Source organism: Staphylococcus edaphicus (genome assembly GCF_002614725.1).
Lineage (GTDB): Bacteria > Bacillota > Bacilli > Staphylococcales > Staphylococcaceae > Staphylococcus > Staphylococcus edaphicus.
Genome location: NZ_MRZN01000036.1, coordinates 1 through 12356 on the forward strand (window position 1 = coordinate 1; position 12356 = coordinate 12356).

A 12356-nucleotide genomic window follows, 5' to 3' on the forward strand; every position below is an offset into this window, starting at 1 on the left:
GGAATAATTATATATCATTCATTTAAGAATCTTGTTCGAGCGAGGTTCTTTTTATTTTGTAAATTATCTGAATAAAGCATATTGCTTTTTGAAACTGGTACTACACTGTTGTAGTAGAAACGTCTTTCTTTGGAAGTATGCTTTGATATCGGCATAATGAAGTAGAACAAATTAATAATAGTGAATGAAAATTGCTTATTAAATAAAAATAAAGTATTTTTTTCTCAAAATATTTTGGAAAAATAAATTTAATATTTGAAACGCTTACATAATAGGATTATACTGAGATTAATTTTAAAGGGGATGTTAAATTGTGAAAGCTAATAAAAATTTGATTTTTATATTAGGTGCGCTTGGTGGCTTGTTATATGGTTATGATAATGGTGTGATTTCGGGAGCACTACTCTTTATTCATGACGATATTCCGCTAAATAGTTTTACAGAAGGGTTAGTCGTTGCATCTATGCTTGTTGGGGCAATTATTGGTTCGGGAGGTAGTGGGCCATTATCCGATAGAATTGGAAGAAGAAGACTCGTATTAATGATTGCAGTGATTTATATTGTAGGCTCTTTAATCCTAGCAGTTTCGCAAAATATGCCTATGCTTGTAGCAGGCCGTTTAATTATTGGTTTAGCTGTAGGTGGTTCTATGGCAACGGTACCGGTTTATTTATCTGAAATGGCACCAACAGCTTATAGAGGCTCTTTAGGTTCTTTAAACCAATTAATGATTACGTTAGGTATTTTAGCTGCTTATTTAGTGAACTATGCATTTGCAGATATAGAGGGGTGGCGCTGGATGTTAGGGCTAGCGGTAGTACCTTCTGTGATTTTATTGATTGGTATTGCATTTATGCCTGAAAGTCCAAGATGGCTCTTAGAAAATAGAAGTGAACAAGCAGCAAGAGATGTTATGAAAATAACATTCAATGATGAAACAGAAATTAACACTGAAATTAAAGAAATGAAAGAAATTTCGGCTATTTCAGAATCAACATGGTCTATACTAAAATCTCCATGGCTTAGACCGACTTTAGTAATTGGATGTGTGTTTGCCTTATTCCAACAAATTATCGGTATCAATGCCATTATATTTTATGCACCGACCATTTTTAGCAAGGCAGGTCTAGGTGAAGCGACTTCGATTTTAGGAACGGTCGGTATCGGAACAATTAATGTTATTGTGACTATTGTAGCGGTATTTATAGCAGATAAAATTGCACGCAAAAAATTACTTATCACGGGTAATATTGGCATGGTTGCGTCATTACTAGTTATGGCTATTTTAATATGGACGATTGGCATTACTTCGTCAGCAGCTATCATTATCGTGTGTCTATCGCTATTTATTGTATTCTTTGGTTTAACTTGGGGACCGATCCTTTGGGTTATGTTACCAGAAATGTTCCCAATGCGTGCACGTGGTGCCGCGACAGGCTTAGCAACATTGGTATTGAATATTGGTACACTAATTGTTGCTCAATTGTTCCCTGTGTTAAATAGTGCACTAAGTACGGAATGGGTGTTCTTAATCTTTGCAGTCATCGGTGTCTTTGCTATGATATTTGTCATCAAGTACTTACCAGAAACGCGTGGCCGCAGTTTAGAAGAAATTGAATATGATTTAAGAGAAAGAACACTAGGCACTGAACCAAAACAAATTAAATAAATAAAATAACGAGAGTGGGACGATAAAATCTTTTTAAGTATATTAGATTTCTATCCAACTCCCGTTTTTTATTTATTCTTTAAACTTTCTACGATTGTTTAATCTTCTTTGACTCTTCATATTGATAATTTGAAGAATTTAGTGAGGTTAAAATAGTAATGACATTAACGCAATAATCGGTAAGCCACCCTGTTTTAATAAAATTGATTTTTGACTTGTTAATGCACCATAGAGTGCTACGAGAATCATGTAAATTAATATACAGCTAATCAATTCCGTGGCGTGGTTTGACAAAAAGAGTGCATATAAAAGTAGTAATCCTAAAAGTCCGTTATAGACATCTTGGTTTTTCATCAAGGTATTTAAATTTTCTTGCTTTAATGCTGCTTTTGACATTTTAAACAAATTACTGGTTTTATTAGAAGTTGTGGCAAAGGTCTGTAATATCATTATGTAAAAAAATTCTGCAGCAACGAATAGCGTTAGAATATATGAAATTGTACTCACTTCAATCTCTCCTTTAGATTAATAACGGTATATGTTGTCCATTGTTATGATTATATAGAAATAGTGATAGAAAATAAATACAAATATTTAGCCTGCTTATACCTTGGAATCTAGGACATAAGCAGGCTAAAAAATAATCAATCTTTAAGTATGTGAAGTTTGAATTAAGCATTAGATGACTTTGGTTTGTGTAAATATATGTTGATTGTGATACACAATATGAAAATGATGAAAAACATAGGTGCGCCAATGCTTTCTATAATGCTCAAATGATGTAAAAGTGATTTATTCATCACTAGGAATAATGTATCTAAAGAAAATATTAAGAATAAGTGTGTATAGATTGTTGTAAATCCAGTATGATTATCTGTTTTTTTGTCTGTTTCTTTATAATGAAATACATAAATTAAGAATAGGCACGTTATAAAAATAAAGTACAATACATATGTGAAATTTAAATGCGCTAATTCAATATTTTGAATTAATAAAACAATGCCTTCACCAAATAATAAAATGACAAGTAAACTTAAACGTTCCGTTAAGTGGTTAAAGAATACAGCGTTACGATTTGAAACGCTATAAAAGATTAAGGGAAATACTGCGACAATAACAATGGCAATAAAGTAAATCCAAAAGTTAATCGGTGAAGCTATGAAAAGTGATGCTAGAGAAAGTATAATAGACAGTAACAATCCACTTGTGTACACTTTAACCAAATTAAAATCAACCTGTGAATGAGTGAGTTTGTAATTAATAAAGTATTGTATGAAAATACTTAAATAGATTAAACTTGTCATCACAACAAATGGTGTGAATGTTTCTTGGAAGTTTCCATTGATTGCTCTCGATAATATAATGATAAGAAACATATCTATAAAGACAAAGAGATATTGATACCATTTTTTACTAAAGAAGCGGTTGACTAGCAGTGTACGATAAATCCATATAGAAAAAAACACTAAAAACATCATAAAACTCTTTCCAAGTTCTTCTAAAGACATCAGATTATGTGATATTTCTTCTACTGTATGGTTAATTGAAGACAATACATATACAAATACTAAATCGAAGAATAATTCTGTCATACTTACTTCTTTTTTGCTTTCCACTTCCATTGTGACACCTCTATCATTTACGATGTTCATAAACAAACTGACACATCAATTTATTCAAGTAGTTGCTACTCATTTTCAAGTATTTTAAATTTTTGTTCCAATGTTTCCAAACCAATATCAATAAGTTTCTTTTGTTCTAACAAGTTCTTTTGATGTTCTAAAAATATTTCTTTTCTTTTAAGTTTTGTCTCACTGCCTTGATGATATAATTTAGCAATTTCTTTTAGCTTTGATATCGGCATATGTGTTTGTCTCATGCACTTTATAAATTCAACCCAATACAAATCCTCTTCAGTAAACTCTCTATAACCATTATTATTTCTCTCAATAAATGGGAAAAGCCCAGCCTTATCATAATAACGGATGGTATGTTCACTTAAATCTAAATGTTCGGCTACTTGTCTAACTTGCATGTTTAACTCACCTCTCTATAACTGAATCGATTTCTAATAGGCTATGAACAAGGCAATTAGAAATCGATTATCTTATGGTTATAGTTGTTTTACTGTATAAGTCGATTAAGTAATGCTTCATAATCACTTTGAACTATTGCTTCGAAACCAAATGTTGCTTCTAAATCGCTTTTTAGTAATTCGTGTGTGTCATAACCAATGGCTTCAATGTTGCCAATGTTTAGACCAATACGTTGAATGTCATTGTGAAATAAATTGTTTTCGTGTGACAGTTCAATCATTGCGTCTGCCAAAGATTGAACATATGGATTACTAGATAGTGCTACTTGTTTACTATCTACCACAGTTGCTTCTGTAATAATCTTTATTATTGTTTCATGTTCTTTTTGAATTGCTAAAAATGCATACATGAGTTAGCCTTCTTGTTTATCTTTGAAGTGTTAACGCGTTGTATAGCCACCGTTGGCGAATAACGTTTGTCCGTTAATCCACCAGCCATCTAGTGTTAAAAACTTGATAATCGGTGCAATATCTTCAATCTTAGTCAGTTGGTTGTGAAGTGCTTGAGATTTATGGAAAGCCACAGCGTCTTCGCCTTCTTGTGGGTAAAAGAAGGGCGTGTCCATTGGACCCGGCGCCACTGCATTGACTGAAATACCTCTATCCATAAATTCTTTTGACGCAGCACGTGTATAATGTTCAATCGGCGCTTTTTCACCTGCATACGTAGAATATAAACCTGTATAAGCTGCAAGTAAAGAAGTTGCTAGCGTGATAATTTTCCCTTGATCATTCATCGCTTGCTCAGCGTATTTGATAAAGAAATAAGCGGACTTCGCATTGATGTCTTGCATACTATCGTATTCGGCTTCGGTAGTTTCTGAAATAGGTTTTTTGAGTACTTTGCCCACCGTATTAATGGCGATGTCTATTTTTCCAAAAGTAGTTTCGGCATGTTGGAACAATGATGCTATGTTTTCAACAACGGTCAAATCTCCTTTGAACAAGCTACCTTTTCCTCCTAGTGCTTCAACTTCAGCTAAAGTTTCTTGTGCATCATTTTGAGTGTGTGCATCATGATGATGGATTATGATATGCGCACCTTCTTGTGCAAAAGTGGTACTTAATAATCTGCCTAGATTTTTTGCGCCACCTGCAATGACTACGACTTTGTTTTGTAAGTTGTTGAATTTACCCATAATTAGCCTCCTTTTATATATTACATATCATAAACCTGAGAGTGCAGTATCAGGCAACCATATACATGAAATTTGCATATATTAATAATCATTTAAAAGACATCATTAGAGTAGGGCATACAAGCGATTTGGTGGAAAGTTTAACGCTTGATTAATGCAGTGAGCTCCCCGACAAACACTTTGTCCTCGTGCTGATTGAATGTAGTTAATAGAACGGTTAGTAGTCCTTGGTCTTTTTTATTCGGTATTTTCTTCAACACTTCAACAACTGTTTGTAATTCGTCATCCGGAAATACAGGTTTAATAAATTTAATATGATTCATATGGGTGCCAGCAATGACATCTTCGCCATATTTACCTGCTTCTATCCAAAGTTTGAATGAAATGGATAGCGTGTGTATACCTGAAGCAATGAGTCCGTTAAACCTGCCTTGTTGGGCTTTTTCTTTATCTAAGTGCATATACTGAGGGTCATAAGTTTTTGCAAATGACATTATATCTGCTTCAGTGACTTTGTAACGGTGTGTTGTAAATAAATCACCGATTGTAAATTCATCTAATTTCATGATTCAATCTCCTATTTATTAATGTTCATTGTGATGAAAGCGTAACGGTCTAAGTGCAACATTTCCGTTTCAAAAACGATATATTCAGTGATATCGAATTAGTTTAAGTTTTGGGAATATTGATATAGTCTTGTTGATTTAAAGTGACTGATTCACCTTGCTCATACATTTTTTCAACATGAAATTCTCCCCAGTAACATAATGAAGAAAGAATTTCTCCTAATGTTTGACCATATTTAGAAAGTTCATATTCGACTTTGGGAGGCACTTGATTATAAACGCGGCGATTGATAATGCTATCTTTTTCTAGTTCACGTAATTGTTGTGTCAGCATTTTCTGCGTAATGGTTGGAATGGCACGTTTTAGTTCAGCTGTGCGCATACGTCCATTGTTTTGTAAGTGGCAAAGTATGACCGGTTTCCACTTTCCTCCTATGACATCGATGGTGGCTTCTACACCAATATTATATGTTTTAGTCATTTGTTTCTCTCCTTATAGGCACTTTTAAGTACCTATAATACATAAAAGTGCGTACTTCCTTATTGTGTATGTGTGATTTATAGTAACACAATCAATAGAAATAAGGAGCGAAAAAAATCATGAGAAAAAATAAATTTGCCATCTTAGCATTGGCAATATCAGCGTTTGCAATAGGTATGACGGAATTTATAAGTGTAGGTTTATTGCCATTAATTAAAGATTCATTTCATACGACGATATCATTAGCAGGATTGACGGTTTCACTATATGCTGTTGGTGTTACGATAGGCGCACCACTGTTGACGCCATTAACGAATAAAATAAAACGCAAGCACCTATTAATTGGTATTATGGTTATTTTTATTATCGCAAATGCATGTGCAGCTTTTTCGACGACGTTTAGTATGTTACTAGCCATGCGTATACTTTCAGCATTAATGCATGGTGTCTTTATGTCGATTGCAACAGCAATTGCTAGCGACCTAGTTGCACCAGATAAACGTTCTAGTGCGATTGCTATGATGTTTACAGGATTAACGGTTGCAACGATTACAGGTGTACCGCTTGGTACGTGGATTGGCCAACAATTTGGTTGGGAAGCTTCCTTTATTACAATTGCCCTGATCGGTTTATTAAGTTTAATTTTCAACGTCGTATCAGTACCTAGTGATTTAAATGAATATGAATCAGCGTCTATGCTAGAACAATTAACTGTTTTTAAAAATAAATCCTTAATGATGGTATATTTCATTACCGCACTGAGTTATGGTGGAACCTTTGTTGTGTACACATATTTAACAACCATGTTAACTGACATCTTACATTATAGTGATGATGGGGTAGTCCTATTGTTAGTGATTTACGGTGTGATGGTCGCTATAGGAAATACGCTTGGTGGTAAATTGACTAATAACCATCCAACACAAGTACTGATAGGTATATTTTTAATTCAAGCAATCGTGTTATTTGTAGTAGGTATAACGGTATCTCATCAAATCTTAGGTACAATCGCGATATTAGTCATGGGTCTTTTCGCCTTTATGAATGTACCTGGATTGCAATTAATCGTGGTACTATTTGCTGAACGTAAAAATAAAGCTACTACAAATTTTGCGTCTAGTCTAAATATTGCTTCATTTAATATCGGGATTACATTAGGCTCTGTGATTGGTGGGTACGTGCTCAATCATATGTCAATTACCATGACGCCTTATTTTGGCTTCACAATGGTGCTGATTGCTAGTGTTATGATGTGGATTGTTTATAAAAATGAAAAAGCGACAAACGTTAATATAGCTTAAATAAGTGGTTTATTTACTTGTTATTTCAAAAACAATCATAAAAAGTGTAAAGTTTTAAAAATTTCAATTAATATTTGAATTAATATTTCATTAAATTTAAACTTGTTATAGAGTGATAGGTTTTAAATTTAACTGAAAGAAGTGAATGTTTATGAATATAAAAGAAACGTTGTTTGAAAAATTAGAAGCTAAAAAGCCACAAATGGTTCAACATCGTCGCTATTTACACCAACACCCTGAATTATCTTTTCAAGAAACTGAAACTTCTGCATATATTCAAGATTTCTATAAAAATAAAGATGTAACAATGACCCAACCCGTTGATGGAAGTCATGCAATTATCGTTGAAATACAGGGGCAACAACCCGGTAGAACGATTGGATTACGTGCTGATTTCGATGCACTTCCCATTGAAGAAGAAGCCGATGTGCCCTTCAAATCACTAAACGAAGGTGTCATGCATGCATGTGGACATGACGCGCATACTGCCTATTTACTTGGTTTAGCAGAGGCATTGATTGAAATCAAAGACCAACTTTCAGGTACGATTAAAATCATTCACCAACATGCAGAAGAAATGCCACCAGGAGGCGCACAACAAATTATGGCTTCTGGTGTGCTCGACGATGTAGATGAGATTTATGGTATTCATGTTGTACCTGTGGCAGGGCCAGAAGTGATAGGTTTTAATAAAGGGAACGCATTTGCAGGCAGTTCAACGTTTACATTGACAATTAAAGGATTAGGCGGCCATGCTGCGAGTCCCCATAAGACCCATGACGCATTAGTTGCGGGGACAAACTTTGTGAATACACTTCAAACGATTGTATCTAGACGTATTGATCCTTCAGAGATGGGGGTCATTACAGTTGGTTCTTTTGATGCACCAGGTGGTGCGAATGTCATCCAAGACAAAGTGACGATTAAAGGTACAGCGCGTTATCTTAATGATGAATTAGAGCAATTTATGTATGAAGAAATTGAAAAAGTTGCTAAAAGTGTAGCTGTAGGGTTTGATGTTACGTATGACTTAGATTATCAATTCGGCTATCCAGTCTTATATAATCATCCCGATAAAACAAATCATGTAGTGGATATTTTAAGTGCAAGCCAAGGTGATTATTTTGAACATCTAATTGAAATTCCTGCCGTATCAGGGTCTGAAGATTTTGCTTATTATTTAAAAGAAATCCCAGGTACATTCTATATTGTAGGTTGTAAACCGGAGGGTACAAAGTCACCATACATGAATCATCATCCTAAATTTGAAGTGAACGAAGATGCTTTAGTTGTAGCAGCCAAATCATTAGGTGAAATTGCCATCAACAGATTGTCTGCGGCGGAGTAATTTAAAAAAGCTTATCACGCATCTTTGAGTCTTTTTCAGCAATTGGTTATTAATGTTATGAGATAAATAAAAAGCACTTACGACATTCATCAAAGAATGTATCGTAAGTGCTTTTTTATTAGAATCATGTACTTCAAATACAAATTACATCGTTCTACGTGACGGTTTGCTATCATCCGTTAACTTAGCAGATAAGATTAATGCAATAACTGAAATACCAGTTGCAACCATGAATGTCACATTGACACCATGAATAATACCTTCTACGCCATCACTTGGATTTGCAGAAACTGACATCAAAGTGATGAATAAAGCTGTACCAATGGCACCTGCCATTTGTCTAAAGGTGTTATTCATTGCAGTTCCGTGTGCTATGAGGTGATTCGGTAATTGATTAATTGCTAATGTTGTCATAGGCATCATGACCATTGCAATTGAAATCATCCGTAAAGCATTGGAAATTGCAAGATAAGTAAAACTTGTATGCGCCGTTAGTATTGTAAATGGTATTGAAGAAACCACTAAAATGAACAACCCAATACGTGCCAACCAAGTTCCACCGAATTTATCGAATAAGTAACCGGTAAGTGGGTTCATAAGTCCCATAACGACTGCACCAGGTAATAAGACCAGACCGGATTCTAATGCAGAAAACTGTAACATATTTTGCATATATAAAGGCAATAGTATATTTGTAGCAATTAATACACCAAATACAAACATACTTAGTACGGTACCTAATGTATAGATGCTATAACTAAACACTCTGAATTCAAGCATAGGTTCTTCTAATTTCAATTGACGACGAATGAATATAATCAATGAAACGATACCTACTACAAGTGGTGCTATGAATTGTATACTACCCCATCCTGCTTCTCCAACAGAACTGAAGCTGTATAGAAGTCCACCAAAACCAAGTGTAGATAAAATTACGGATGCAATATCTAATTTTGGTTGTGACGTTTCTGTAACGTTCTTCAATAGGAAGATAGATGCAATAATAATAATAACTGCAATCGGGAATACGACATAGAAGACACTTCTCCATGATAGATGTTCTACTAACACACCGGATAATGTTGGTCCGATAGCTGGAGCAAACGCAATGACAAGCCCGAATAGACCCATTGCTGTACCACGTTTTTCTTTAGGGAAAGATAAAAATAATATCGTTTGCATCAATGGCATCATGATACCTGCACCTGCAGCTTGTAATATACGACCGATTAACAATAGTGAAAAATCAGTTCCAATCGCACAGAGCAAGGTACCTAGAGCAAAAATACTCATGGCGGTTATAAATAATTGCCTAGAGGTATACTTTTCAATTAAAAAGGCTGTGACCGGAATCATTATTCCGTTTACAAGCATAAATATAGATTGTAACCATTGTACGGTACTTTCAGATACTTGAAGATCTTTCATTATTGGGGGTAAAGCTGTACCAAGTAATGTTTGGTTTAAAATAGTAATAAAAGCCCCTGATAATAATACGATAAATAAGGGGATTCGTTTTTCAACATGGAAAGTATCGTTTGTACTCAATTAACTCACTTCTTTCATAAAAAATTACACTGTTTTATATTATAGCACTATACATAATTTAATTCTAAAAGTTGAACTGAAAAAATTAAATCGGTAGCCAAATTATATAAAAATAGATACATACACCAAGTGTAAAAATACATTATTTAAACAAGTGTTAGAAAGAACTTGTGATAACATTTTACAACTGTATAATAGAAATACTACATGACTTAAGTAATAAATGTCAAAATGATTATCAAGAAATAAGCATTGTCATGTAAAACATCATAGCAATATTAAAATTCAGAATATTTCCATAATGAATGATTGTTGTACTATAATAGGAAAGTATTCATAAATTTATAATCATAAACATATCTTTTTACATGTGATAGGAATAAAATTATCATGGCTATGGATAAGCATATTTCTATGAATGAAATAAGAAATACATTTTAAGAATCATAGACACAGTATTGAAGGAGAGTACAGAGATAATGAATAAAAATGACTTGATTGCCCCTGAGACATATAATATTGTCAGCGAAATTGAAAAATACGCGGCTGATGAAACTAAAAAAGCAGTGATTTTTGAAGACGCTGCGGGCGACACAAATACAATCACATATGAGCAATTGATAAAAAATGCTAATAAAATAGGAAACATATTTTTAAACTATGGCCTACAAAAAGGTGACAAAGTACTTGTCATGATGCCTCGTTGCATCGAAACGTACGAAATTTATCTTGCTGCATTGAAACTAGGTCTTGTTATTATTCCTAGTTCAGAAATGTTACGTACCAAAGATTTACAATATAGAATCACCCATGGCGAAGTGAAAGCGATTGTGGTAATGGCAGATAGGATTGATGAATTCCAAGCCGTGAAAGAATACGCAACACTAACGAAATTTATTGTTGGTGGTCATGAAGCGGATTGGTATGCTCTAGAAGATGAAAAATCAACTGTATCGAATCAATTAAATATTGAAGACACGTCAAGAGATGATGTCGCATTATTATCGTATACTTCAGGAACAACAGGCAATCCTAAAGCGGTCGTTCATTCCCATGGTTGGGGATTTGCACATATGCAAATGGCCCCTAAACATTGGTTAAGCATTAATGAAGACGATATTGTTTGGGCAACTGCAGCACCAGGTTGGCAAAAATGGGTGTGGAGTCCTTTCTTATCAATTATGGGTTCAGGCGCAACAGCATTTGTATATAATGGTAAATTTAATGCTGAAAAATACTTAGAATTATTACAAAATTATAAAATTAATGTGCTGTGTTGTACCCCAACGGAATACCGTTTAATGGCGAAACTGTCAAATCTTACAGATTATAATTTGGAACATTTGCATAGTGCTGTATCTGCGGGAGAACCACTCAATAGAGAAGTAGTTGAAAAATTCCAAGATAACTTTAATCTTACAGTGAGAGATGGTTATGGACAAACAGAAAGTACATTATTAATTGGTTTCTTAAAAGATACGGAAAGCCGTCCTGGTTCTATGGGCAAGGCAATTCCTGGAAGTCATGTCACAGTAATCAATGACGATGGGGAACTTGCAGAAATTGGAGAAGTAGGTAATATTGCAGTGCCGTTAGACCTACCTGCGTTGTTCAAAGGTTACTATAAAGATCCAGAACGTACGGCTGAACCTAGAAAAGGCGAATATTATATCACCGGAGACTTGGCTAAATTAGACGAAGATGGTTATTTCTGGTTTGAGGGTCGTAAGGATGATATTATCATCAGCTCTGGTTATACAATTGGACCATTCGAAGTTGAAGATTCACTAACAAAACACGAATACGTGAAAGAATGTGCTGTCGTTGCGAGCCCACATGAAATCAGAGGGAACATCGTTAAAGCGTTTGTTATTTTACAAGATGATGTGCCAGCCACGGATGATACAGTTAAAATATTACAAAATTATGTAAAACAAGATGTCGCACCTTACAAGTATCCACGTGCTATCGAATTCGTCGAAGACTTACCTAAGACAAACTCAGGTAAAATTAGACGCATTGAATTGAGAGAAGCCGAACAAAAGAAATAAGTTGATTATAGAGTATATATAAAACGAGGCTGGGACATAAATACCCAATCTCAAAAAAAGAGGGCTAATCCTTTATGGGTTAGTCCTCTTTATATTTAAAATCTTACGATTTTGACCGTGCATGCTTGCCTGGGGTATGGTTCGAGCCTGTAGTCTCT

At 34.4% G+C, this 12356-nt stretch carries 12 protein-coding genes; 4 read left to right on the forward strand and 8 right to left on the reverse strand.

The features are described 5' to 3' along the window. Positions 1-313 precede the first annotated feature (313 nt). On the forward strand, positions 314-1669 hold the full coding sequence (glcP, locus tag BTJ66_RS13335) for a glucose transporter GlcP (protein WP_099091425.1): 1356 nt from the start codon (positions 314-316) through the stop codon (positions 1667-1669). 147 nt (positions 1670-1816) lie between these two features. On the opposite strand, the gene BTJ66_RS13340 is transcribed toward glcP, so the two are convergent. The 7 genes from BTJ66_RS13340 to BTJ66_RS13370 form a co-directional block, all read right to left on the reverse strand. After that, entirely contained in the window at positions 1817-2176 is a 360-nt protein-coding gene (locus BTJ66_RS13340) for a DUF1304 domain-containing protein (RefSeq protein WP_099091426.1), read from the reverse strand. A 164-nt stretch (positions 2177-2340) separates the two neighbouring features. Beyond that, entirely contained in the window at positions 2341-3321 is a 981-nt protein-coding gene (locus BTJ66_RS13345) for a low temperature requirement protein A (protein ID WP_238597650.1), read from the reverse strand. A gap of 35 nt (positions 3322-3356) precedes the next feature. Continuing rightward, complete coding sequence (locus BTJ66_RS13350; RefSeq protein WP_099091428.1) at positions 3357-3704, reverse strand: MerR family transcriptional regulator; 348 nt, start codon at positions 3702-3704, stop codon at positions 3357-3359. A gap of 89 nt (positions 3705-3793) precedes the next feature. Beyond that, positions 3794-4114 (reverse strand): hypothetical protein, encoded by a 321-nt coding sequence (locus BTJ66_RS13355; RefSeq protein ID WP_099091429.1) that lies wholly within the window; start codon positions 4112-4114, stop codon positions 3794-3796. Positions 4115-4144: 30 nt separating this feature from the next. Continuing rightward, a complete protein-coding gene (locus tag BTJ66_RS13360) occupies positions 4145-4903 on the reverse strand; it encodes an SDR family oxidoreductase (protein WP_099091430.1) in 759 nt (252 codons plus the stop codon). Between the two features lie 140 nt (positions 4904-5043). Further along, positions 5044-5469, reverse strand: coding sequence for a MaoC family dehydratase (locus BTJ66_RS13365; protein WP_099091431.1), 426 nt, complete (start codon positions 5467-5469; stop codon positions 5044-5046). Positions 5470-5572: 103 nt separating this feature from the next. After that, the gene (locus BTJ66_RS13370; RefSeq protein WP_099091432.1) at positions 5573-5950 is read right to left on the reverse strand and encodes a winged helix-turn-helix transcriptional regulator; all 378 of its coding nucleotides are present in this window, start codon (positions 5948-5950) and stop codon (positions 5573-5575) included. 119 nt (positions 5951-6069) lie between these two features. Between BTJ66_RS13370 and BTJ66_RS13375 the strand changes: the two genes are divergently transcribed. Together BTJ66_RS13375 and BTJ66_RS13380 are read left to right on the forward strand one after the other, a co-directional pair. Continuing rightward, positions 6070-7251, forward strand: a complete 1182-nt coding sequence (locus tag BTJ66_RS13375) for an MFS transporter (protein ID WP_099091433.1) — start codon at positions 6070-6072, stop codon at positions 7249-7251. Positions 7252-7402: 151 nt separating this feature from the next. Continuing rightward, positions 7403-8599 (forward strand): amidohydrolase, encoded by a 1197-nt coding sequence (locus BTJ66_RS13380; RefSeq protein ID WP_099091434.1) that lies wholly within the window; start codon positions 7403-7405, stop codon positions 8597-8599. Positions 8600-8743: 144 nt separating this feature from the next. Here the strand turns inward: BTJ66_RS13380 and BTJ66_RS13385 are convergent, their stop codons facing one another. Then, complete coding sequence (locus tag BTJ66_RS13385) at positions 8744-10147, reverse strand: MDR family MFS transporter (protein ID WP_099091435.1); 1404 nt, start codon at positions 10145-10147, stop codon at positions 8744-8746. Positions 10148-10626: 479 nt separating this feature from the next. Between BTJ66_RS13385 and mbcS the strand changes: the two genes are divergently transcribed. After that, positions 10627-12198, forward strand: coding sequence for an acyl-CoA synthetase MbcS (gene mbcS / locus BTJ66_RS13390; protein WP_099091436.1), 1572 nt, complete (start codon positions 10627-10629; stop codon positions 12196-12198). Positions 12199-12356 lie beyond the last annotated feature (158 nt).

Coding starts and splice junctions, on each gene's coding strand:
- BTJ66_RS13355 (WP_099091429.1), bottom strand. CDS start 4,114: ATGTATGCATTTTTAGCAATTCAAAAAGAACATGAAACAATAATAAAG.
- BTJ66_RS13375 (WP_099091433.1), top strand. CDS start 6,070: ATGAGAAAAAATAAATTTGCCATCTTAGCATTGGCAATATCAGCGTTT.
- BTJ66_RS13370 (WP_099091432.1), bottom strand. CDS start 5,950: ATGACTAAAACATATAATATTGGTGTAGAAGCCACCATCGATGTCATA.
- mbcS (WP_099091436.1), top strand. CDS start 10,627: ATGAATAAAAATGACTTGATTGCCCCTGAGACATATAATATTGTCAGC.
- BTJ66_RS13365 (WP_099091431.1), bottom strand. CDS start 5,469: ATGAAATTAGATGAATTTACAATCGGTGATTTATTTACAACACACCGT.
- BTJ66_RS13345 (WP_238597650.1), bottom strand. CDS start 3,321: ATGAACATCGTAAATGATAGAGGTGTCACAATGGAAGTGGAAAGCAAA.
- BTJ66_RS13360 (WP_099091430.1), bottom strand. CDS start 4,903: ATGGGTAAATTCAACAACTTACAAAACAAAGTCGTAGTCATTGCAGGT.
- BTJ66_RS13350 (WP_099091428.1), bottom strand. CDS start 3,704: ATGCAAGTTAGACAAGTAGCCGAACATTTAGATTTAAGTGAACATACC.
- BTJ66_RS13380 (WP_099091434.1), top strand. CDS start 7,403: ATGAATATAAAAGAAACGTTGTTTGAAAAATTAGAAGCTAAAAAGCCA.